The organism is Pusillimonas sp. ANT_WB101 (assembly GCF_008369125.1).
Taxonomy (GTDB): Bacteria; Pseudomonadota; Gammaproteobacteria; order Burkholderiales; family Burkholderiaceae_B; genus Allopusillimonas.
On sequence record NZ_VOAY01000003.1, the window covers coordinates 175,268 to 198,427 of the forward strand.

The 23,160-nt window shown below is 57.0% G+C and carries 23 protein-coding genes; 17 read left to right on the top strand and 6 right to left on the bottom strand.

All coding sequences use genetic code 11. The annotated features are described in order from the left end of the window. The first annotated feature begins 123 nt into the window (after positions 1–123). A complete protein-coding gene (locus tag FQ179_RS13540) occupies positions 124–4,062 on the top strand; it encodes an FAD/FMN-binding oxidoreductase (protein ID WP_149397856.1) in 3,939 nt (1,312 codons plus the stop codon). A gap of 183 nt (positions 4,063–4,245) precedes the next feature. On the opposite strand, the gene FQ179_RS13545 is transcribed toward FQ179_RS13540, so the two are convergent. Then, positions 4,246–4,821, bottom strand: coding sequence for an adenine phosphoribosyltransferase (locus FQ179_RS13545; RefSeq protein ID WP_149397857.1), 576 nt, complete (start codon positions 4,819–4,821; stop codon positions 4,246–4,248). Between the two features lie 178 nt (positions 4,822–4,999). Between FQ179_RS13545 and FQ179_RS13550 the strand changes: the two genes are divergently transcribed. The 10 genes from FQ179_RS13550 to FQ179_RS22935 all read left to right on the top strand — a co-directional run bounded on the left by FQ179_RS13550 (position 5,000) and on the right by FQ179_RS22935 (position 13,349). Then, positions 5,000–5,989 carry an SIS domain-containing protein gene (locus FQ179_RS13550; RefSeq protein ID WP_149397858.1) on the top strand — a complete coding sequence of 330 codons (990 nt, stop codon included), beginning with the start codon at positions 5,000–5,002 and terminating at the stop codon, positions 5,987–5,989. Beyond that, positions 5,989–6,588 (top strand): HAD family hydrolase, encoded by a 600-nt coding sequence (locus tag FQ179_RS13555; RefSeq protein WP_149397859.1) that lies wholly within the window; start codon positions 5,989–5,991, stop codon positions 6,586–6,588. The genes FQ179_RS13550 and FQ179_RS13555 overlap by 1 nt, the downstream gene beginning before the upstream one ends. Positions 6,589–6,591: 3 nt before the next feature. Continuing rightward, positions 6,592–7,221, top strand: a complete 630-nt coding sequence (gene lptC, locus FQ179_RS13560; RefSeq protein WP_149397860.1) for an LPS export ABC transporter periplasmic protein LptC — start codon at positions 6,592–6,594, stop codon at positions 7,219–7,221. A 2-nt stretch (positions 7,222–7,223) separates the two neighbouring features. Continuing rightward, the gene (lptA, locus tag FQ179_RS13565) at positions 7,224–7,943 is read left to right on the top strand and encodes a lipopolysaccharide transport periplasmic protein LptA (protein ID WP_255474991.1); all 720 of its coding nucleotides are present in this window, start codon (positions 7,224–7,226) and stop codon (positions 7,941–7,943) included. Between the two features lie 20 nt (positions 7,944–7,963). Further along, positions 7,964–8,758, top strand: coding sequence for an LPS export ABC transporter ATP-binding protein (lptB, locus tag FQ179_RS13570; protein WP_149397861.1), 795 nt, complete (start codon positions 7,964–7,966; stop codon positions 8,756–8,758). A gap of 270 nt (positions 8,759–9,028) precedes the next feature. Continuing rightward, the gene (gene hpf / locus FQ179_RS13575) at positions 9,029–9,361 is read left to right on the top strand and encodes a ribosome hibernation-promoting factor, HPF/YfiA family (protein WP_149398332.1); all 333 of its coding nucleotides are present in this window, start codon (positions 9,029–9,031) and stop codon (positions 9,359–9,361) included. 323 nt (positions 9,362–9,684) lie between these two features. Continuing rightward, the gene (locus tag FQ179_RS13580; RefSeq protein ID WP_149397862.1) at positions 9,685–10,137 is read left to right on the top strand and encodes a PTS sugar transporter subunit IIA; all 453 of its coding nucleotides are present in this window, start codon (positions 9,685–9,687) and stop codon (positions 10,135–10,137) included. Positions 10,138–10,147: 10 nt separating this feature from the next. Then, positions 10,148–11,077, top strand: coding sequence for an HPr(Ser) kinase/phosphatase (hprK, locus tag FQ179_RS13585; RefSeq protein ID WP_149397863.1), 930 nt, complete (start codon positions 10,148–10,150; stop codon positions 11,075–11,077). A gap of 89 nt (positions 11,078–11,166) precedes the next feature. Then, positions 11,167–12,039, top strand: a complete 873-nt coding sequence (rapZ, locus tag FQ179_RS13590) for an RNase adapter RapZ (protein WP_149397864.1) — start codon at positions 11,167–11,169, stop codon at positions 12,037–12,039. Continuing rightward, positions 12,036–13,349: a septal ring lytic transglycosylase RlpA family protein gene (locus FQ179_RS22935; RefSeq protein WP_370459881.1), complete on the top strand. Its 1,314-nt coding sequence runs from the start codon at positions 12,036–12,038 to the stop codon at positions 13,347–13,349. The genes rapZ and FQ179_RS22935 overlap by 4 nt, the downstream gene beginning before the upstream one ends. A 140-nt stretch (positions 13,350–13,489) precedes the next feature. Here the strand turns inward: FQ179_RS22935 and rsmI are convergent, their stop codons facing one another. Beyond that, the gene (gene rsmI, locus FQ179_RS13605; RefSeq protein WP_370459886.1) at positions 13,490–14,383 is read right to left on the bottom strand and encodes a 16S rRNA (cytidine(1402)-2'-O)-methyltransferase; all 894 of its coding nucleotides are present in this window, start codon (positions 14,381–14,383) and stop codon (positions 13,490–13,492) included. A gap of 96 nt (positions 14,384–14,479) precedes the next feature. On the opposite strand from rsmI, the gene FQ179_RS13610 reads away from it, so the two are divergent. The 6 genes from FQ179_RS13610 to FQ179_RS13635 all read left to right on the top strand — a co-directional run bounded on the left by FQ179_RS13610 (position 14,480) and on the right by FQ179_RS13635 (position 18,487). Beyond that, complete coding sequence (locus tag FQ179_RS13610) at positions 14,480–14,971, top strand: YraN family protein (RefSeq protein ID WP_149397866.1); 492 nt, start codon at positions 14,480–14,482, stop codon at positions 14,969–14,971. A 72-nt stretch (positions 14,972–15,043) separates the two neighbouring features. Continuing rightward, positions 15,044–15,637: a phosphoheptose isomerase gene (locus FQ179_RS13615; protein WP_180117164.1), complete on the top strand. Its 594-nt coding sequence runs from the start codon at positions 15,044–15,046 to the stop codon at positions 15,635–15,637. Continuing rightward, positions 15,637–16,335, top strand: a complete 699-nt coding sequence (locus FQ179_RS13620; RefSeq protein ID WP_149397868.1) for a BON domain-containing protein — start codon at positions 15,637–15,639, stop codon at positions 16,333–16,335. Before FQ179_RS13615 ends, FQ179_RS13620 begins: the two co-directional genes overlap by 1 nt. Further along, on the top strand, positions 16,332–16,826 hold the full coding sequence (locus FQ179_RS13625) for a peroxiredoxin (protein ID WP_149397869.1): 495 nt from the start codon (positions 16,332–16,334) through the stop codon (positions 16,824–16,826). Before FQ179_RS13620 ends, FQ179_RS13625 begins: the two co-directional genes overlap by 4 nt. A gap of 4 nt (positions 16,827–16,830) precedes the next feature. Beyond that, positions 16,831–17,730: an acetylglutamate kinase gene (argB, locus tag FQ179_RS13630; RefSeq protein ID WP_149397870.1), complete on the top strand. Its 900-nt coding sequence runs from the start codon at positions 16,831–16,833 to the stop codon at positions 17,728–17,730. A gap of 4 nt (positions 17,731–17,734) precedes the next feature. Further along, positions 17,735–18,487, top strand: a complete 753-nt coding sequence (locus FQ179_RS13635; protein WP_149397871.1) for a pyrimidine 5'-nucleotidase — start codon at positions 17,735–17,737, stop codon at positions 18,485–18,487. On the opposite strand, the gene FQ179_RS13640 is transcribed toward FQ179_RS13635, so the two are convergent. The 4 genes from FQ179_RS13640 to gpmA all read right to left on the bottom strand — a co-directional run bounded on the left by FQ179_RS13640 (position 18,417) and on the right by gpmA (position 23,093). Beyond that, positions 18,417–19,196, bottom strand: a complete 780-nt coding sequence (locus FQ179_RS13640; protein WP_149397872.1) for a molybdopterin-synthase adenylyltransferase MoeB — start codon at positions 19,194–19,196, stop codon at positions 18,417–18,419. The two genes, FQ179_RS13635 and FQ179_RS13640, sit on opposite strands and share 71 nt — an antisense overlap. After that, complete coding sequence (locus tag FQ179_RS13645; protein ID WP_149397873.1) at positions 19,193–20,770, bottom strand: S41 family peptidase; 1,578 nt, start codon at positions 20,768–20,770, stop codon at positions 19,193–19,195. Before FQ179_RS13645 ends, FQ179_RS13640 begins: the two co-directional genes overlap by 4 nt. 62 nt (positions 20,771–20,832) lie before the next feature. Next, positions 20,833–22,341: a murein hydrolase activator EnvC gene (locus FQ179_RS13650; protein WP_149397874.1), complete on the bottom strand. Its 1,509-nt coding sequence runs from the start codon at positions 22,339–22,341 to the stop codon at positions 20,833–20,835. A gap of 2 nt (positions 22,342–22,343) precedes the next feature. Next, positions 22,344–23,093 carry a 2,3-diphosphoglycerate-dependent phosphoglycerate mutase gene (gene gpmA, locus FQ179_RS13655; protein WP_149397875.1) on the bottom strand — a complete coding sequence of 250 codons (750 nt, stop codon included), beginning with the start codon at positions 23,091–23,093 and terminating at the stop codon, positions 22,344–22,346. Positions 23,094–23,160: the final 67 nt, after the last annotated feature.

The following is a 23,160-nucleotide window of genomic DNA, read 5'->3' on the forward strand; positions in this document are numbered from 1 at the left end:
ATCGATGCTTAGCAACCTTGCCCGCAAGGCCACGCCTACAGCCAGATCGCAGACATTCCAATAGATTAAAAACGCAGTTCCCCGTACACTGCCTCTTTAAGGGTTCTCTTTTTTTCTCCGCTCATGAACGCCCCCCTAGCCAGCCACCTGTTAGCCGCTGACGTCTCCCAGACCGCAGCCCGCCTTCGCGAAATCCCCTACAACTATACGTCTTACTCAGATCGCGAGGTTGTTCATCGCCTGCTGGGCGAAGAATCCTGGCAACTGATTTGCCAGTTGCGCGGCGAGCGCCGCACTGGGCGCTCCGCCCTTATGCTCTTCGAGGTGCTGGGCAATATCTGGGTGGTCAGGCGCAACCCGTACTTGTTCGACGACTTGCTCAACAACCCCAAGCGGCTGCATTTGCTGGTTGAAGTGCTTGAAAACCGACTCAACGCCATTGACCAGCGTCGCAATGCCGAGGTTGCCGATCGCGACAGCAAGGTGGCACGCCTGCTGCACGCAGCACGCACCGCCGTGGCAGATTTCGAAGCCTTGTTCGAGCAAACACGTCAGCGGCGCAAACTGGCGGTGCGTGTGCTTTCGCGCATTACCCACAAAGACAACATAAAGTTTGATGGCCTGTCGCGCGTGTCACACGTTACTGATGCCACTGACTGGCGGGTCGAATACCCTTTTGTGGTGCTTACCCCCGATCACGAAAATGAAATGGCCGCACTGGTACGGGCCTGTATTGAGTTGGGGCTGACCATTATCCCGCGTGGGGGTGGCACCGGCTACACAGGCGGCGCCATTCCACTTACACCGCTTTCTGCGGTCATCAATACCGAAAAACTTGATGCCATCGGGCCGGTCGAGGCCACCACGCTGCCTGGGGTGGCGCAGCCTGTGCGCACTGTGTTGACCGGCGCAGGTGTGGTTACGCGTCGTGTCGCCGAAGCCGCCGAAGCGGCCGGTCATGTATTCGCCGTTGACCCCACCTCGGCCGACGCCTCCTGTGTGGGCGGCAACGTATCCATGAACGCGGGGGGCAAAAAAGCAGTGCTATGGGGCACGGCCCTCGACAACCTGGCCTGGTGGCGCATGGTTGACCCACAGGGCAACTGGCTTGAGGTTACCCGCCTCGACCACAATCTGGGCAAAATCCACGATGTCGACCAAGCCCGCTTCGAGCTCAAATGGTTTGATGGCGCTGCCACACCAGGTGCCGTGCTGCTGCGCCAAGAAGAGCTTAACGTCGAAGGCTCGCGCTTTCGCAAAGTAGGCTTGGGCAAAGACGTCACAGACAAATTTCTTGCGGGCCTGCCTGGGGTTCAGAAAGAAGGCTGCGACGGCCTGATCACCTCGGCGCGCTGGATTCTGCATCGCATGCCTGCCCATACGCGTACCGTCTGTATGGAGTTTTTCGGGCAGGCACGCAATGCCGTGCCATCTATTGTCGAAGTCAAAAACTACCTTGATGGCCCGGGCCGTGAACGCGGTGCCATTCTGGCCGGGCTGGAGCACCTCGACGAACGCTATCTGCGCGCCGTGGGTTATGCCACCAAAAGCAAGCGCGGCGGCTTGCCCAAAATGGTGCTTATCGGTGATATCGTGGGTGACGACGCAGACGCTGTTGCACTGGCGGCCAGTGAAGTGGTTCGTATCGCCAACTCACGCCATGGCGAGGGTTTTGTAGCGGTAAGCCCCGAGGCGCGTAAAAAATTCTGGCTTGACCGCGCACGCACGGCAGCCATCGCACGCCACACCAACGCCTTCAAAATTAACGAAGACGTCGTTATTCCGCTGGCCCGCATGGGCGAGTACACCGACGCCATTGAGCGCATCAACATCGAACTGTCCACCCGCAACAAACTGCGGTTACTCGATGAGCTGAACACGTTTCTGCAGGGTGAACTGCCTGTCGGCAAGATCACGGTCGACGACGGCGCTGACCAGGCCCACGAAGAAGCCCTTGCCGACCGAACTCGTGACGCACACGCGGCGCTGACGCAGGTGGGCCAGCGCTGGCACTGGTTACTTAACAATCTTGACCTGCCACTGGCTGACGCCCTCGATACGCTGGGTGCACTTGGCCTAACCGACACACTGCCCGCGCTGCAAGAACGCCTGTCAGGCCAGCCTGACGCCACGGTCTTCGATATTGTTCAGGATCACACCATACGGGTTTCCTGGAAAACCGAAGTGCGCGCCGAAATGGAGCGCTGCTTTGCCGGCGCCGATCACGCAGCCATTCTGGCCGAGATCCAGGCCATTCATGACCGGGTGCTAAGAAGCCGCGTTTTTATTGCCCTGCATATGCATGCCGGCGATGGCAACGTACACACCAATATCCCCGTCAACTCTGACGACTACGAGATGCTGCGCGAAGCCAATGAGGCGGTTGCCCGCATTATGCAAATCGCACGCAGTCTTGATGGCGTCATCTCGGGCGAACACGGCATAGGCCTGACCAAATATGAGTACCTGACGCAAGAAGAACTCGCCCCCTTTCAAGGCTACAAGCAGCGCATTGACCCCAATGGCCACTTTAATGCCGGCAAACTGCTGCCAGGCGCAGACTTGCGCCATGCCTGGACACCAAGCTTCAATTTGCTGGGCCACGAATCACTGATCATGCAGCGCAGTGAGATCGGTTCAATTTCGAACGCCATCAAAGACTGCCTGCGTTGCGGCAAGTGCAAGCCTGTGTGTGCAACCCACGTACCTCGTGCCAACCTGCTTTACTCGCCCCGCAACAAAATACTGGCAACCTCCTTGCTGATTGAAGGCTTTCTGTATGAAGAACAGACACGTCGCGGCATTAGCTTAAAGCACTGGGAAGAATTTGAAGACGTGGCCGACCACTGCACGGTTTGCCACAAATGCTACAACCCCTGTCCGGTCGACATTGACTTTGGCGACGTCTCGATGGAGATGCGTGCACTGCTGCGTCGAATGAATAAAAAATCATTCAACCCCGGTACCACCGCTGCCATGTTCTTCCTGAACGCCAAAGACCCACGTGTTATCAACGCCACGCGCAAAGGCATGATAGACATAGGTTACAAGGCACAGCGGATCGCTCACGACTTGCTTGCCCGCCCTGCGCGCAAACAGGCTGATCACCCGCCCGCCACCGTGGGCAAGGCGCCCATACGCGAACAGGTTATCCATTTCATCAACAAAAAAATGCCGGGTGGCCTGCCCAAACAGACCGCACGCAAACTGCTGGACATCGAAGATGCCAGCTACATACCGATTATCCGTAACCCCGCGCGCACTTCTCCCGATACCGAGGCCGTGTTTTATTTTCCTGGCTGCGGCTCTGAACGTTTATTTTCACAAGTGGGCCTGGCCACGCAGGCCATGCTCTGGCATGCCGGCGTACAAACTGTGCTGCCGCCCGGCTATCTGTGCTGTGGCTACCCGCAGCGCGGCAACGGCATGACCGACAAAGCCGAGAAGATTATTACCGACAATCGCGTGCTGTTTTCACGCATGGCCACGTCACTGAACTACCTTGACATCAAAACCATTGTCGTAAGTTGTGGTACCTGCTACGACCAGCTGGCCGGTTACGAGTTTGAAAAAATCTTTCCGGGCTGCAGATTGATCGATATCCATGAATATCTGCTCGAAAAAGGCATACAACTGCATGACGTGAAAGGCGTACGCTACATGTACCATGACCCCTGTCACTCGCCCATGAAATTGCAGGACCCCATGAAAACCGTCAAGAGCCTGGTGGGCGAAGGGGCGATCAAGACCGACCGCTGCTGCGGTGAGTCAGGCACGCTGGCGGTATCAAGGCCAGACATTTCAACGCAGGTACGCTTTCGCAAAGAAGAAGAGCTGGCCAAAAATACGGCCACGCTGCGCGAAGACGGTTATAGCGGCGAAATCAAGATGTTGACATCCTGTCCTTCGTGCCTGCAGGGTTTGTCGCGTTATGAGCAAGATACCGGCATGGACGCCGATTACATCGTGGTCGAAATGGCGCGTCACATACTGGGCGCCGACTGGTTGCCCAATTACGTGCGTGATGCCAACGAGGGCGGCATAGAGCGCGTACTGATCTAACAGCAAACGGCCAGCGGCAGGCGCATGGTGCGCCCTCGGGCAAAAAAAAAACGGTGCTGCCCATCGCGACAGCACCGGTCGGAGAAAGTTGTCGCGCATGCGCGGACGACAATCTATTGCGCCGCTTGTGGGCGACGCTGTTGGCACGACACGCAGTCAAGCCGCGTGTGCGCCCTGTTCTTCTTATTCGTCTTGGGTCGTGCAGTCGGCGCTGTCTGCCGCATCAAACTGACATACCGTATACAACGGAAGGCCTGTTTCTTTCAAGGCTTTGGATCCGCCAAGATAAGGCAGGTCGATAATGGCTGCAGCCTCAATAACATTGGCGCCGAGACGTTGCAACAGTTTGGACGCCGCCACCATGGTGCCGCCCGTCGCAATCAAATCGTCAATAAGCAGCACACGTTGCCCTGGCCGCACTGCATCAGTATGCATTTCGACCGACGCATTTCCGTACTCGAGCGTATATTCTTCAGCAACGGTACGAAACGGCAGCTTGCCTTTTTTGCGAACAGGTACAAAGCCCAAATTTAGCTCGTAAGCCAGCACCGACCCCAGGATGAAACCCCTGGCGTCCACGCCCGCCACCAGATCAAGACGGTGCCGCATGTAACGGTACACAAACAGATCGACCAGTACGCGAAAGGAACGCGGATCCTGGAGCACGGGAGTAATATCTCGGAACATGACGCCGGGCTTCGGCCAGTCGGGTACGCTACGTATGGTTTTGCGTACGTAGTCTGCAGGATCAGTATGCATTTGCTTTGCCAGAAACAGAAAAAAGCCGGAAGCCCACACTATACGCTTCCGGCATTACACGCAGTTTACCAAGTTACCAGCTACTGCGAGCATGTTTCTGCCAGCCATCTGAAGGCCACAGCCAGCATCACTCTAAATGATACGCGCACGGTATGAAAGTATTGTTTAAAATCGGTGGATGGAACCAAACCCCACGCCCGCCAAAGGCGATATTCTCGCCTCGGCCCACCGCAGTTTCGCCATTGAAATCCAGGCACTTCAAGCCCTGGATACACGCCTCAATGGCACATTTGAAGAAGCCGTCGACATGATACTGGCGTGTCAGGGGCGGGTGGTCGTCACAGGCATAGGCAAGTCTGGCCATATTGGTCGAAAAATCGCCTCCACGCTGGCCTCCACCGGAACACCGGCTTTTTTCATGCATGGCGCCGAGGCCATTCACGGCGACCTCGGCATGCTGACACGGCAAGACATCGTTTTGGCGCTTTCCTACTCAGGCGAAGCGCGTGAACTCATCACTGTGCTTACCATCACCAAACGCATGGGGGCTCGCCTTATCGCCATAACGGGTCACCCCGACTCCGAACTGGCCCGCAACGCTAACCTGCACCTTGACGCCCATGTGGCGCAAGAGGCGTGTCCACTCAACCTGGCCCCTACGGCCAGTACAACAGCCGCACTGGTTCTGGGCGATGCGCTGGCAGTGGCCTGTCTGGAAGCGCGCGGCTTCAGTCGTGAAGATTTCGCCCGCTCCCACCCTGGCGGCGCGTTGGGTCGCCGTTTGCTCACGTTTGTACGCGACGTTATGCGCAAAGGCGATGCGCTGCCCATTGTGCACGCACATACGGCCATCCCCAACGCGCTCGAAGAAATGTCGGCCAAAGGCATGGGCATGACCATCGTCGTAGACGCAGAAAGAAAACCGGTTGGTATATTCACCGACGGTGACTTGCGCCGCCTCATCGTCAGACAAGGTGACATCCGCGCGCTGACGGTTGCCGACGGCATGACGGCCCATCCCAAAACCATTCCGCCGGGTTCTCTTGCCGTCGAAGCTGCCACGCTCATGGATGCCGGGCAACTCAGCCAAATGCTCGTGGTCGATGAAGCCGGGCTATTATTGGGTGCTTTACATATGCATGACCTGCTCGCGGCCAAGGTACTTTAATGACTCTCTCTCATATTTCTCATCCCGTCGAAGCCCTGATTCTCGCCAAAGTGGCTCCTGCCGTCGTCGCCCGTGCCCGCCAGATCAAACTCATGGCGTTTGACGTAGATGGCGTTCTCACTGACGGTAGCCTCTGGTACGGTGAGCACGGCGAGCAGATAAAACGCTTCAATGCCCTGGACGGTCATGGCCTGCGGCTGCTACGTGAAAGCGGCATTACCGTTGCCCTCATCACGGGCCGCGAGGGCCCTATTGTTGACCGGCGCGCAGCCGAACTGGGTATCCCGCTGGTGCAACAGGGCGTGCGCGACAAGGCACAGGCCCTGACAGAGCTTGCACAAAGCCATGGCTGCACACTGGCCGAAACCGGGTATATGGGCGACGACATCATTGATCTGGCCGCCATGCAGCGGGCCGGGTTCGCCGCTAGCGTGCCCAATGCTCCCGCCTATATAACGCAAACAGCACACTGGGTATCGTCACTGCAAGGGGGGGCTGGTGCAGCACGCGAATGCTGCGACCTTATCCTGGCAGCACAAGGCAAGCTTGGCGTCTTTTTTACACCCAATGCGATGTCCATGAGCGGAGCCATCCAATAGCTCATGAAAGAACGCGCCCCAGCCCTGGTTGCCCTTTTTCTGCTTCTTGTCCTGGTGGCGGGTACGTGGTGGGCCGCTGACTACGCACAACGCGCCATCGCCTTCGAACCGCCACGACGGGTTACCCACGAGCCTGACGCCTGGGCCACCAATTTTTTCATGGTGCGTACCGACGAACACGGTGTGGCCATAAATCGGCTCGAAGGCGACGAGATGCACCACTTCCCTGATGATGACTCGTACGAAATTACGCATGTTCGCGCCATAGGGCAACAGCCGGGCTCACCCATTACGGTCGGCACTTCAGACACCGCCGTCATGGATGACAATGCCAACGATAAGGCAACACGCATTATCATGAAAGGCCATGCCCATATACACAGAATGCCAGATGCCGATAACCCGCCACTTGACGTTACCAGCGATCAGTTGACACTGCTTCCTGACCAGGACGTAGTCTATACAAACCTTCCGGCACTGGTTGTTCATGGCAAATCCACCATGAACGGTACCGGTATGCGCTACGATAACAAGACCCGCCAGCTTCAGGTGTTTTCTTCCACTGATGTAAAGATATCAGGCGAAGAGTCACAACCGAAGTCGTCCTCCTCCAAAGCCAATGGCACAAAATAACCATGACAATATTGCGCTCATCCACTTATTTGGCCCGCCTTGCCGGCCTCGTGCTGGCCTGCATGACGGGGCTGGCATGGGCCCAGAGCAGCACTGCCCCCGCAGTTGCCCAGCCGTCCGCCACGGCGGCGCAACCCTCCCCCGGCAAAGCCCCCGCAGCTAGCCAGTCCAATGGCAAGGTGCCCTCTGCCGCCCCGGCCGCCGCGTCGAAAGACGACGCGCAAGATCCAGACACTATTATTCTTTCCGACACACTTACCTACGATGACGTCAAGAAGCAAAGCGTCTTTACCGGCAACGTCATCATGACGCGAGGTCTCATGACCCTCACGGCCGATAAGCTGGTGCTCAACGAAGACGCCGATGGCAATCAGTTTGGCACGGCCACGGTTGCGCCAGGCAAGCTGGTCAAGATCCGCCAGGAAAACCCCGAAAAATTTGAAGTTTTAGAAGCACTCGGCCTGCGCGGCGAATACGATGGAAAAAAAGAACAAATCGAAATGATTGGTCAGGCTGTCGTAACGCGCTATGTCTGTGGCAAACCCTTTGACAACGTCAAGGGCGAACGCGTTATTTATCATCAAAAAACCGGCACCTACGAGGCATTCGGAGGGCCACAATCGGCCGCCCACGGAGGTCGTGTACGCTCAGTGGCTCAGCCAAAGACAAAAACCGACGCAGCCGTTGCTGAGTGCCAGAAAAAATCCGCCTCCACCCAATAAACGCCTGACACCTGTTGCCTATGTTTCATTCAAATGCGCCGAAATCCGGCGCCCTTCGCCCACTTAGCGCCACGCCGGGCAGTCTGCGTGCGACGGGCCTGGGCAAAACCTACGGCAAGCGCACCGTCGTACACGATGTATCACTATCGGTTGACAGCGGCGAAGTCGTAGGCCTGCTTGGCCCCAACGGGGCCGGCAAAACGACCAGCTTTTACATGATTGTGGGCATTGTGCCCACCGATACCGGTCGTATCGAGATCGACGGCACCGACATCACCAGCATGCCCATGCACAAACGTGCACGGCTAGGGCTTTCGTACCTGCCGCAAGATGCGTCGGTATTTCGCCGCCTTACCGTCGAAGAAAACATTCGTGCCGTGCTCGAGCTTCAGGTCGACGAATACGGCCACTCGCTCAGTTCTGCCAAGATCGGCGAAAACCTTGAGCTGCTGCTTGATGAGCTGCAAATCGGGCATATACGACGTAACACAGCCATTTCGCTGTCGGGCGGGGAACGTCGTCGGGTAGAGATCTCACGCGCGCTGGCAACCAACCCGCGCTTTATCTTGCTGGACGAACCCTTTGCGGGGGTAGACCCCATTGCGGTCATTGAGATCCAACGCATTGTGCACTTTCTGAAGGGCCGCAATATCGGCGTGCTGATCACCGACCACAATGTGCGTGAAACCCTGGGCATTTGTGACCGTGCTTACATTATCAGTGAAGGCAAAGTGCTTACCAATGGCCATCCCAGCGAAATCATCGACAACGAAGCCGTACGCAAAGTGTATTTAGGCAAGAATTTTCGTATGTAATTGTGTACTGCCTGGCACCACACGGCGTCAGGCTAACCGCTTACGAAAACCATGGCGCATGGGCTGGTGCATGCCCCTGCCGGCGGCGGCGCTATGGCAAATACATGTTTGAGCAAACGCATAAGTCCCATCAAAAACCTGCTCGCGCCACTTGATTTGTTTGGCATATTCTATACACTGAAATCATTACCAACGCACTACAAGGAGAACCACAAGGCAGCTTTCAGCGCATTCCGCGCACCCCTATTCCCATTGCAAGGAGAGTCTTTTATGAACCTGAGCATCACTGGTCGTCACCTCGAATTAACCCCCGCCATACGTGAATATGTACTTAACAAAATGGCAAGGGTCACGCGGCATTTCGATAATGTTATCGACACACAGGTCATACTCTCAATCGAGCGTTTAAAACATACGGCTGAAATCACGATGCGTCTGAGGGGCAAAGACATACACTGCGCCGCCACCGACGAAAACCTTTACGCCGCCATCGATCTGCTGGCCGATAAAATCGACCGCCAGGTCATCAAGTACAAGAGCAAGGTGCAAGATTACACCCAGCCTCAACCTGTAAAAAAACTAGAGATACCAGCAAGCGAATAGCTTGCGCTGCAGGCCTGCGTCCATAGCTGTCTAAGCACGGCATGAACTCAGGAGCAGACCACGTCGGGCCTCAGTCATACTTGTGATTGGGGCCTCTGTGTTTTCAGTCGCTGGTTTGCCCGCTAAGTCATCGGTAACCAGGGTCGTAACCAGGCGGCGGCTCGCAAAACCACTCAAGATGAAACCATAGGCATTTCTGGTTCAAGGCCACAATGCCAGCAGGCGCACGACTGCACCATAATGCACCGTAAGCTGTCTGAGCGTGACCCCTCGCGCTTTGTGGTACTGTATTGCGTTGGCACCCAGTTCAAATATCGGTGTTTATGGAATTAATGTCGCGTATCTTGCCGCTGTCGAATATCGTTCTCGACCTGCCGGCCACCAGCAAAAAACGGGCTTTCGAACAGGCCGGTCTGCTTTTCGAGAATAATCAGGGTATTGCCCGGACGGCTGTATTCCATAGCCTCATCTCACGTGAGCGCCTGGGGTCCACCGCACTGGGGCACCACGTCGCCGTTCCGCATGGCCGCATCAAAGATCTTAAAGAACCCTGCGCGGCGTTCATCCGTCTGGGCGATCCAGTGCGCTTTGACGCTACAGATGGTCGCATGGCCAATCTGCTGTTCATCTTGCTCGTACCCGAAACCGCAACGCAACTTCACCTTGACCTGCTGGCCGAAATCGCTCGCTTAATGTCCGACGCCCATCTACGCCAGGCACTCGCAACCGAAACCGACCCCAAAGTCATCCACAGGCTGCTCACCAGCCCTTCCTGACAAGCCGGCCATGCTTACTATCCAAGAACTCGTCAGTGACAACGCCGACAAAATCCCGTTCACCTGGATCGCGGGGCAAATGGCCGCACATCGGCTTATCCCAGACTTGGGCATGGCAGCGGCCGACCTGGTGGGTCACCTGAACCTCATCCACCCTTCACGCATACAAGTCTTCGGCCGCGAAGAGCTCTCGTATTACGAGCGCTTCGATGCCAAAAGACGTATTCATCACCTGGATGACCTGGTAACTGGCGGGGTGCCTGCCCTGTTGCTGGCCGAAAATATTCGCCCGCCAGACGACCTCATTCAGTTTTGCGATGAACAGAAAATACCCTTGCTGTCCACCTCCATTGAGGCGGCACAGCTAATCGACCTGCTGCGTATTTACCTGGGTAAACGGCTGGCGCCCCGCACCACCGTGCATGGCGTCTTCATGGACGTACTGGGCGTAGGCGTGCTGATCACGGGCGAATCAGGCCTGGGCAAAAGCGAACTCGCACTCGAGCTCATATCGCGAGGGCATGGTCTGGTGGCAGATGACGCCGTCGAACTCTCGCGCACGGCACCTAACGTCATTGAAGGGCAGTGCCCGGCATTGCTGCAAAATCTTCTCGAAGTACGCGGTTTGGGTCTGCTCGATATCCGCACCATTTTCGGAGAAACTTCAGTTCGACGTAAAATGAATCTCAAGCTGATCGTGCACCTGATCCGATCAACACCTGATGCATTCGAGCGGCTACCCGTCCAGGACCAAACCGAAGATATACTAGGCATAGGCATACGTCGAGTCATGCTGCAAGTGGCTGCGGGCCGTAACCTCGCCGTATTGGTCGAAGCGGCAGTGCGAAACACCATACTCGCACTGCGCGGCATAGATACCATGGGCGACTTTATAGAACGCCAGGCGCTTGCCATTATGGAAAACAGCCGCAACGAATAACACCTGCCTGTCAACTGACAGAGCAGCGTTACATGAAAAAGTCCGCGGGGTACCTCCTGTGCCCCGCTCACCGGAGCGCCCCTCTAACCATGTTGAAAGTTGTATTAATCACAGGTATCTCGGGCTCAGGCAAATCGGTAGCACTGCGTCTGCTCGAAGACGCAGGCTACACCTGTGTCGACAATTTGCCAGTACGCTTCCTGCTGGAATTTATTGCCAATACGCGCGACAGCGAGCTTGAACGGGTTGCCGTCGCCATCGACGTGCGTTCGCCCGGCGAGCTCGACGAATTGCCAGGTGTTATTACCAGTCTGCGTGCCATGGGCACCGAGTTTCGCGTCATTTTCCTTGATGCCAACGATCACACGCTGATCCAACGCTATTCTGAAAGCCGACGTCGGCACCCCCTTACCGATCGCCTCAGAACCGGCGAAAAATCTCCCTCACTGCAAGAATGCATAGACCGGGAGCGTGAGATGCTCGCCCCCCTACGCGAGCAGGAACACGTCATCGACACCTCAGACCTCACACCGGGGCAACTGCGTGCCTGGATACGTGATTTGGTCCAGGCAGACCGAGCACCCGTCGTGCTTACCTTTGAGTCGTTCGCGTACAAGCGCGGGGTCCCCGGCGATGCAGACCTGGTCTTTGACGTGCGCTGCCTGCCCAACCCGCACTATGACCGCGATCTGCGCCCGCTCACCGGGCGCGACGCACCTGTGGCCCAGTGGCTGGCGCAGTTTGGCAGTGTCGAAACCATGATTGAAGACATTGCAGGCTTTATACGCCGCTGGCTACCCATGTATATGCAGGACACCCGCAATTACCTTACTGTCGCCATCGGCTGTACAGGAGGAAAGCACCGCTCGGTTTACGTAACCGAACAGTTGGCCCTGCGTTTTTCTGACCACTCACCCCTGTTGATAAGGCATCGCAACCAGCCGCCGCCCGAAACCCCATGACGCTGATCCGTCCTTTTTCCGCCTTCAGCCTATCTCTGTGCCTGGCCATTTTGGCCGGGTGCGCAGGCACAGACACATCGAACAAAGGGCGGACGGTCAGCAAATCTGGAGGGGGGTACTACAAAGATGACGGCCCTAGCGATCATATTCCTGCCAATATCGCGGCCATCCCTAATGCTGTACCCAAGGTCGAAACCCACCGCCCTGCCAACTTCAGGCCTTATACCGTGCTGGGCAAGCGCTATGTGCCAGTCAGCGATGAGCGGCCCTTCAGGCAGACAGGCCATGCGTCATGGTACGGACGCAAATTTCATGGCCAGCACACCGCCACCGGCGAAAAATACGATATGTATGCCATGACGGCGGCACACCCCACCCTGCCTTTGCCCAGCTACGCACGGGTCACTCGTGTCGCCAATGGCAGGTCCGTCATTGTGCGCATCAACGACCGGGGGCCGTTTCACAGTTCACGCATTATTGACCTTTCGTATGTAGCAGCTGCAAAACTGGGCTTGATTGCACCGGGTAGCGACAAAGTCGTCATCGAAGCCATCACCAACCAGGACATTCGCCAAGGTGCTGTACCGCGCGCCACGCCTATTCCACCCGCCATGCCCTTACCCACACCAACGCTGGTTACTGACGCATCACCCACCCCAAGCCTGCGTATCCGCGAAGCGTCCGCACGCCCCCAGCTGGGTAACTCAGGCAGCCAACCACATGCGTCGACCAATGTGGCGGTGCATACTGGGACGACGGGGCAGCCCTATGCACCGGCCAGCGCCAGCACAGCCAGTGTATCCAGTACGCCAAATTCAGACCCGCTGACACAATGGCTATCTGCGCGCAATAGCGCCCTGGCCAACGCCACAGCCGATACCGTAGCGGTTACCAGTGCCGAAAGGCCCGATCACGTGGCTGCAACAGCCTCATCGACCACGGCAATAGTCTCTGTGCCCGGCACAGAACCACACGTCGGCATGGCATTACGCAATAATGCGCCGGCGACCACAAGCAAGCTGGCCAATGCCCCAGAAAATGCCAGAGATGCCACACAGCATGACAACGAGGCCAATCAACTGCTTTACCTGCAATTCGGAGCATTCAGCGCAGCCCAGTCGGCCGACCAGCTGGCAAGCAAGCTAAATGCACAGATTGCGCAGGTGGAATCACGCAACGCAACCGTGCAAGCAGGCAGCAGCCTTTATCGTGTGCGCATAGGGCCTTACCCGTCGCGTACCGCCGCCGTCAACGCGGCTGTGCGTATTCAGCAAGCGACTGGCATGACGTCGACCATGGCGTCGCGCTAACGCCCCACGCCCGGTCGTTACCCGTCTCTTTCGATGTACTTTGGGCGTAAGCACCAAAACTGCGCCAGCACTTAGTCGACACCGCCTCCGTTTTTTGTGCCCGTTGCCCTTGCGACTAAGAGCCAACGCTGCGCCCCCACTCAGTCGGCGAGGTCTTCGTTTTTGTGCCCGTTGCTCTTGCGGCTTAGCGCCAGTGCATACAACGTATCTCTGGGCAGGCCTGTAACCTTGGCGGCCACCCGGGCAGTATCCCGCAGCGAAAGGCTTTCAAGCAGCGCATCAATCAACACCACCGTCGAAGCATCCGTGTGCTCAACGGCTGCCTCAGGTGCCTGATGCACAATAAGCACAAACTCGCCCTGGCTACGATGGGCATCTTCCGCCAGCCAGCTTGCTGCATCAGCGGCCCGCACGGTATGGATTTGCTCAAACCGTTTGGTGAGCTCACGCGCAAAGGTAATATTGCGGTCAGGCCCGCAAACACTGGCGATGTCTCTGACGGCTGCTTCCAGCCGATGAGGTGACTCAAACATGACCACGGGTGCGGCAATGGCACACCAGTGTTGTAGCCATTTTTGTCGTGCAGTGGGCTTGGGGGGCATGAACCCGGCAAACACAAAGGCCGGGTTTTCATCGGTGGTAACGCCCGAGCCCATCAGAGCAGCAATAACAGCACTGGCACCCGGGATGGGCGTTACGCGATAACCCGCCTCGCGCACGGCCCTCACAATGCGTGCGCCAGGGTCGCTGACGGCAGGCGCACCCGCATCCGACACCAGCGCCACCCGCTCGCCTGCGCCCAAGCGCGTCAAAATGGCCTGTGCAGCTTCTGCTTCGTTATGGCGATGCGCGGCAACAAGCGGTGTTGACACACCCCATGCGTCTAATAAAGCACGGCTTGACCGTGTGTCTTCGGCCGCAATCACGTCACAGCGCAGCAGCGTTTGCCAGGCCCGAATAGTGAGATCACCCAGATTGCCTATAGGTGTTGCCACGACATAAAGCGTTGACGCCGGCCATTGCTGGTCGTGCATGCGCTGGGTGAGACGATTCCATGTCGATTCGGAGCCGATGTTGTCTGAGAGTTCATTCATACTATTGAAATGTAGCCTACCTGGAGTCACGGCAAGGTGACGGACGACGCAATTGTGTATCAGTTGGCGCTGGCCGCACGTCAGAAAAAGCGGCGCAAACGCCCCAAAAGCCTGGCCAGCCCGCAGCAGCGGGCAACGCCACAACGCCCGCCTGAAGAACGGGGGTACTCGCCCGCGCAAAGACGAGGCCGCCAGGCAGAAGACAGGGCACTGGCCTTGCTCGAGGCAGAGGGGCTGCGCATACTTGGGCGCAACCTGTGTTGCAAGGGTGGTGAAATCGACCTGGTTGCCGCCGACGGCAACACTCTGGTGTTCGTCGAGGTGCGACATCGCACCCATTTGCAGTTTGGCAGTGCCGCCGCCAGTGTAAACCTTCAGAAGCAGCGGCGGCTCGTACGCGCAGCGCATTATTTTCTGCCCACCCTGGCCAGACGCCATTTTGGTGGCCATATGCCTCGCTGCCGTTTTGATCTGGTTTGCGACGAACCCGGGGGTCTGACATGGTTACAGCATGTTTTCAATGAATAAGCACAAGCCCTTCTGTGCTTTCCGTTACGACTCTTAAAGCCGTTTCTAGCTGAACATGAGATAATGTCAAACATGGACATGACCTCTCATATGACTAGTCATTTCGATGACGCAATCGACACAATCAAGGCGAGCGCCACCGAACTGGCTTCGCCGCTTGCTGCGGCTGTCGACATGCTTTTTTCCGCACTTGCCAACAATGCCAAAATACTGGCTTGCGGCAACGGCGGTTCGGCGGCCGACGCACAGCACTTTATTGCCGAACTGGTAGGGCGTTTTGAGCGCGACCGTCTGCCGCTGGCAGGCATCGCACTCAATACAGACACCTCCATCCTCACGGCAGTGGGCAACGACTACGGCTTTGACAGCATCTTCGAGCGCCAGGTCACTGCCCTGGGCCAGCCTGGCGACGTGCTGCTGGCCATTTCCACCAGCGGCAACTCGCCCAATGTCATCAAGGCCATCGAAGCGGCCCATGACCGCGAAATGTCCATCGTGGCGCTTACCGGCAAAAATGGTGGCCTTATTAGCGAGCTGCTCTACGAAACTGACATTCATTTATGTGTTCCGCATGACCGCACCATGCGCATCCAGGAGGTTCATATTGTCCTGCTGCACGCGCTCTGCGACGGCATCGACGCGCTACTTCTCGGAGATATCCTCTAATGCCTGCACGCACTAACACCCAACGTCTGCTTCTTGCCAGCCTTGCCTTTGCATCCCTGGCCACCGTCTCGGGCTGCGGCCTGTTGGTGGTGGGCGGTACGGCGGTGACTACTGCTGTCGTTGCCACAGACCGACGCACAACAGGCGAGCAGGTTGAAGACCAATCCATAGAATTGAAAGTCGCTGCCGAAATGCGCCGCCTGTTCGAAGATCGTGCACGGGTTGCAGCCACGTCTTATGCAGGCCTGGTGCTGCTTACGGGTGACGTGCCAACCGAGGCTGACAAACAAAAGGCGCAAAGTGCCGCTGCGGGTGTCGAAAAGGTTAAAAAAGTCATTAACGAACTTCACGTCGGCGAACTCGCATCGCTTAGCGTGCGCTCCAACGACACCTGGATCACCTCCAAGGTACTCACTACGCTCATAAATACCAAAGAAGTCCCCAGCCGTACCATCACCGTGCAAACCGAAAGAGGTATCGTCTATCTGTTGGGCAAGGTTACTCAAGACGAGGGGCAGCGCGCTGCCATCGCCGCCTCGCGCGTCAGCGGCGTCAACAAGGTAGTAAAATTGTTTGAATACGTTGCGGCAGAAAGCCTGGCCCAGCCTCTTGCTCCTGCTACTCCGGCCCCGGCTGCCAACTCCGGCGCTTCACCTGAAGCGACATCAGAAGACGTCCAATCAATGCCAGTGCAATGAAAAAAATCCTTATAAGCCTTGTCGCGGTTGCTGCCATTGTGGCTGCTGGCCTGTGGCAGTTTCAGGGCTCGGCGCAAGCCGCACCCGACGTCACATTTACTTCGCTCAGCGGCCAAAAAATCACCATGCAAGATCTGCGCGGTAAGGTGGTGCTGGTCAAGTTCTGGGCCACCAGCTGCACTACATGCATTGCGCAAATGCCGGGCAATATTGCACGTTACAAAGAACTGTCGCCGCAAGGCTTCGACATCATTGCGGTCGCCATGCAGTATGACCCGCCCAATTACGTAAAAAACTACGCCGACACCCGCGAGCTTCCGTTTCCTGTCGTCATTGACGCCCAAGGAAAGCTCGCCAAGGCCTTTGGCGACGTAAAACTTACACCCACCGCTTTCCTCATCGACAAGCAGGGGCATATCATCAAGCGCTATCTTGGCAATTATGACGAGATAGCATTCATGAAAACCGTTAAACAGGCATTGGCCAGCTAAGCACATGACATCTTCGTCCGACCCCGGCGGTTACCCCGCCAGCGTCAAGGCAGACGTACTTTCTGAAGCACTGCCTTATATCCGCCGTTTCCATGGCAAAACTGTCGTCATCAAGTACGGCGGCAATGCCATGACCGAAGAATCACTTCAACGCAGCTTTGCACACGACGTGGTGTTGCTCAAGCTGGTAGGGCTCAACCCTGTTGTCGTCCACGGTGGCGGCCCTCAAATTAATGCCGCCCTCAAGCGTATAGGCAAAGAAGGTACGTTTGTGCAGGGCATGCGCGTCACCGATGCCGAAACCATGGAAGTGGTCGAATGGGTGCTGGGCGGCCAGGTACAGCAAGACATCGTCATGATGATCAATGAGGCCGGTGGCAAGGCCGTAGGCCTCACGGGCAAAGACGGTAGCCTTATTCAGGCCCGAAAAAAAATGATAGCTGATGCCGACAACCCCGGCCAGTGGCTCGATATTGGCTACGTTGGCGACATCACACGGGTAGAACCCGCCGTCGTCAAAGCGTTGCAAGACGACCAGTTCATACCTGTCATCTCGTCCATAGGTTACGGCGAAGACGGTCGTGCCTACAATATCAATGCCGATGTGGTTGCGGGCAAAATGGCCGAGGTGCTGGGCGCAGAAAAACTCGTCATGATGACCAACACCCCAGGGGTGCTCAATAAAAACGGCGAACTATTGCGCAGTCTTTCCGCCCAGACCATTGACGAGCTCTTCGAAGATGGCACAATTTCTGGCGGTATGCTGCCAAAAATTTCATCTGCACTCGATGCCGCCCGTAACGGCGTCAATTCGGTACATGTTGTTGATGGCCGAGTCCCACACTGTCTGCTGCTAGAGATCCTTACCGACCAGGGCGTCGGCACCATGATCAGCTCGCACTGAGCTTATGCCTACCTTACGTGTTCCACGGCGGCTGCACCGCATGCCAGCCGCCGTCGGGTCACATGCACCCATCTGGCTGTTTGACCTCGACAACACTCTGCACGACGCCTCCAAAGGCATTTTCGGTGCAATAGACGGTGCCATGTCACACACTGTGGCAGCTATGCTGGACGTCGACGCAGACACCGCCGACCGATTACGCAAAGAATACTGGAAACGCTACGGCGCCACGGTTATCGGTATGGTGCGCCATCATGATGTCAAGGCATCGGTATTTCTCGAACGTACCCATGACTTTGACGTGGCTGCACTGGTCCATTCAGAAAATGGCCTGAAGCGTAAACTGGCCTGCCTGCCCGGGCGAAAAATTCTGCTGACCAATGCGCCACTTGATTATGCCTGGCGTGTGCTTAAGGCATTGGGCATTGCACGGCATTTTGAGTGTGTATGGTCTATTGACCACATGGCGCTACAGGGCCGCCTGCGCCCCAAGCCTTCGGCCGCCCTCATGCGGCAGATTCTGGCAAAAATCGGCGCACCAGCACAACAGGTTGTGCTGGTTGAAGACACGCTACGCAATCTTCGCAGCGCACGTCAGGTAGGCATGCGTACTGTGCATGTATTTCATGCGGGCACGCCATTTTCGGCACCCTATAACGGGCGCAGTCAGTATGTTGATGTACGCGTTACGTCGGTGGGGCAGCTGCTGTCTGGCCAGGGTGGTCACCGCATACGGCGCATGATGGGTCACGTTTAAACCGCACCGTCTGCCACTGCATGGACAAGGCATCCAGGCATAACAACCGCCCGACGGCGGGTTCACCCATACCTGCAATAAGCTTGATCGCTTCGGCCGCCTGCATGCTGCCAATAATGCCTACCAACGGCCCCAGCACACCCGTAGTGGCGCAGCGCAGCTCTTGTGCACCGTCCGTTTCCGGAAACAGGCAATGGTAGCAAGGCGATTGAGGCTGGCGCGAGTCATAAACACTAACCTGCCCTGAAAACCGTATGGCTGCCCCTGACACCAGAGGCTTGCTGTGTTTGACGCAGGCACGGTTGACCGCATGGCGTGTGGCAAAGTTGTCACAGCAGTCAAGCACGAGATCAGCCTGAGCTACGGCATCCTCCATGGCCTGACCTTCAAGCCGCTCAACCAGAGGGGTTACACGCACCTCTGGGTTAATTTGTTGCAGCATGTACTGGCCCGAATCAGCCTTGGGCCAACCCAGCCGCTCTGTAGTGTGAAGAATCTGGCGTTGCAGATTACCCAGATCAACGTCATCATCATCTGCCAGCACTATTTGGCCCACACCTGCAGCGGCCAGGTAGCTGGCAGCCGGAGAGCCCAGGCCGCCGGCGCCCACGATGAGCACGCGGGCCGCCAGCAGTTTCTCTTGGCCCTCCACACCAAACTCATCGAGCAAGATGTGGCGGGCATACCGCATTAACTGCTGGTCGTTCATTGCTGCAGGGGCACCAGCCCGTCTGGCGTGATCTTAAAACGCTCTATCTGCTCACCGTTGCCGGTCATTGGCGTTTTTTTTTCAGCCGCCTGAGATTTCTTGCTGTCTTTTGCCTTGGCTTTATCAGTGGCTTTGTCAGTGGCTTTGTCAGTGGCTTTGCTGCTCTTGGCCTCGTCCGCTTTTGGTTTGTCGGCGTTGGCAACCAGACTGGGATCATTGCGCATTACAACGCGCCCTTCGAGCAGATTAATGGCCTGTTGCAGCTGGAAGTCATCACTGCCGCCGAACTCAAACATTTTGGCTTCGGCTTCAGGCGCGTCTTCGCTGGGGGTCTTGTTTTCACCCTCGGCAAAACTGGCGTTAGACAGGTGACGTTCGAGATCAACCTCACGTGGCAGGCGGAACAGATTGCCTTTTGCCGTGTCGTCGACCGTTACGTCAGGCTCAACCCCAGTGACCTGGATGGAGCGCCCCGATGGCGTGTAGTAGCGTGCTGTTGTCAGCTTAATGCCGGTATCGTCGCTGAGCGGCAGCACGCTTTGCACTGAGCCCTTGCCGAAGGTACGATTGCCAAGCACTTTGGCGCGATGGTGATCTTGCAGTGCGCCTGCAACAATTTCGGAAGCCGATGCAGAACCTACGTTGACCAGCACAACCATGGGTACCGTTTTAGCCCAGTCGGAAACCTTGGCACCCGATTTAGACGCGGCGTCGTCGAAATAGCCACGCATGTAGTCGGCAGGCTTGGCATAGTACTCTCTGTTTGATGAAGGGATACGACCTTTGGTCGACACCACCAGCACATCGGGTTTCAAGAATGCGGACGACACACCGATGGCGCTATCGAGCAGACCACCTGGATCATTACGCAGATCGAGAATAAGCCCTTTGGGCTTTTTGTCTGCGCTGAGCGTACCCAGCGCCTTGGTCAGGTCTTCGACCGTGCGTTCCTGGAATTGCGCAATGCGCACGTAGGCGATGTCATCGGCCAGCATTTTGCTGCGCACGCTGCGCACCTTGATGATGTCACGCACAATGGGCACTTCAAGCGGCTTGTCGCGACCGGCGCGCTGTATGGTGAGCACAATACGGGTATTGGGCTCGCCACGCATAAGCTTGATGGCGTCGTTAAGCGTCATGCCTTTGGTGGGCTTGCCGTCAATTTTGGTGATAACGTCGCCGGCCAGGATGCCCGCCCGTGCAGCGGGGGTATCTTCAATGGGCGAGATGACCTTGGGCATGCCATCTTCGCTGCCGATTTCTATGCCCAGCCCGCCGAAGCCACCTTGCGTAATGGCTTCCATCTCTTTAAACGCATCTTCGTCGAGGTAAGACGAATGCGGGTCGAGATCGCTGAACATGCCTTTGATGGCGTCGTTGATAAGTTGTTTATCGGTTACGGGCTCAACGTAGCTGCCTTTGATCGCGGCAAAGACGTTGGCAAACTGCTGCAGTTCTTTAAGCGGCAAAGGCCCGCCACGCTGCGCTGCGGCCGTCAAGCCAAGGCTGATCAAGACACCACCCAGCGCCCCTACCAGAACCAATCCGAATTTGCCTAACCTACGAGTGCCCATGCACGTTCCCGAAAAATTGCAAAAAATCACGCATTCTGCGTGTTAGGTAAATAGTAACGAAATTAGCGCGTTATCCAAAGCAGAGGATTCACGGGTATGCCCTTATGGCGTATTTCGAGATACAACCCCGGCTCGACCTGCCCGCCTGTTGCGCCAACGGTCGCGATATTATCACCCGCTGCCACGATATCACCCACTTTCTTCAGCAGGCTTTGGTTATAGCCATAGACGCTAAGATAGCCTGCGCCGTGATCCACAATCATGATGTTTCCAAACCCCGAGAGCCAGTTTGCATACACGACACGCCCGGCTGCAATGGCGCGCACCGAAGTACCCTCGGCAGTGCGTAACACAATGCCACGCCACAAGCCGCCTTCAGGCCGCTCGGCACCGAAGCGCCCCTGGACTTGGCCCTGGACGGGGTAAGGCAGGTTTTTGGGCAAACCCTGAAACCCACCTTGCGGCGCCAGACGTTGCGAAGACCCGACACCCGTGCCCGCTATGGTACCGCGAATTTTTGTGGGTGCCTGTTCGGCTACCTTTCGCTCGCGTTCTTGTGCCTCACGCCGGGCCGTGCGTGCCTGGGCTTCGGCCTCACGTTGACGGGCCCGCGCCTGCTCGACCTGTTGTCGCGCCTGCTCTGCCTCTTTCTGGGCTTTTTCACGCTGAGCCCGTACCTGGGCTGCGCGCGCCGCCAGCTCGGCTTCACGAGCCTGCTCACGTGCGCGCTCTATGTCTGCCAGGCGCTGCGCTTCAGCCGCGCGCCTGGCCTCTTCTTCACGACGGGCCTGCTCGGCCTTGCGTCTGGCCTCTTCAGCACGAAGTCGGGCTTCTTCAGCTTGTCGGGCAATCTCAATATCGAGATCGCCAATAAGTGACCCCAAACGCTTGTCATTTTGCGTAAGGCGCTCGGCTTGCCCGCGCTGCGCCACCAGCGTTGCCTCAATGCGCGCCAGTACCTTTTGACGCTCTGCTTTTTGTGTTTCCAGTGCCTGCTTCTCGGATACGGTTTTTTCCTGCACTGCTGCGAGTTCCTGATGGCCTTCTTGGGCCCGGGACTGCAAAACGGCGAGTTTATCGATTACCTGCGTGACAGCACGCACGGCGTTGGCCTGGGCGTCTGTAACATAGCCCAGATAACTGAGTTCACGACCTATGGCCTGGGGGTCGTTGCCAGAAAGTAAGGCCGTCCAGGGGGACAGCCCTCCGGCATACTGCGCGCGCAACTGATCAGCAAGCTCGTGTTGGCGCTGGGCCAGTTGTTTCTTGCTCTGGACGGTTTGCGCCGCAATGTCTTTAAGTTCAGCCTCGATGTCACGCTCGCGTGCAGCCAGCTCGGCCAGCCTTAGATTGATATCTGAAATGGCAGACTCTGACGCCCGCAGTTCATTGGCGGCATCACGACGGGAGGACTCCTGGCTGTCTATCTGCTTTTGCAGCGCCTCGATGCGTGTCCGCAGGTCAGCCTGCTGGCGACGTGCCTCGGCCTGCCTATCGGCCAGGCCGGGTTCCGCCGCACAAGCCAGACCAACCCACATTACTGCGATGACTGCACCGAAGCGATAGCGCATGCTTAAGCCTGAGCCTTGCCCTGGCTGGCGACGGCGGCGGTGGCAGCATCAATTTCGGCTGCATCAGCCAGATAGTAGTGACGCAAAGGCTTGAGGTTTTCGTCGAGTTCGTACACCAGTGGCTGGCCTGTGGGGATATTTAGCCCCGCGATGTCTTCGTCAGAAATAGCGTCAAGATGCTTGATAAGCGCTCTGAGGCTGTTCCCGTGCGCGGCAACAATGATTCTACGCCCAGACTTAATGGCGGGGGCAATGGAATCATTCCAGAAGGGCAACACGCGCTCCACGGTGTCTTTCAGGCACTCGGTTGCTGGCAGCCGGGCCGGGTCAACTTTGGCATACCGGCTGTCAAAACGCGGATGGCGCGGGTCGTCGATCGCCATTGCCTCTGGCGGGGTGTCGTAAGAGCGTCGCCATACCAACACTTGCTCTTCACCGAACTTTGCAGCCGTCTCGGCCTTGTTCAGGCCCTGCAGCGCACCGTAATGGCGTTCGTTAAGACGCCAACTGAGGCCTATGGGCGTATACATGGCATCCATGGCATCAAGCGAAATCCAGAGTGTGCGTATGGCACGCTTAAGCACTGAGGAAAACGCCAGATCAAATTCAAAACCTTTTTCTTTGAGCAGCTGACCAGCCTTCCAGGCCTGCTCGCGACCGGCCTCGGAAAGGTCAACATCTTTCCAGCCTGTAAAGCGGTTCTCGAGGTTCCACTGGCTCTCGCCGTGCCGCATCAAAACAAGTTTGTACATGATAAAAATTCGCCTAAAAGTTGAAATTCTCAGTCCATTTTATAATTCTCTGATTCTGCTCCGGTTT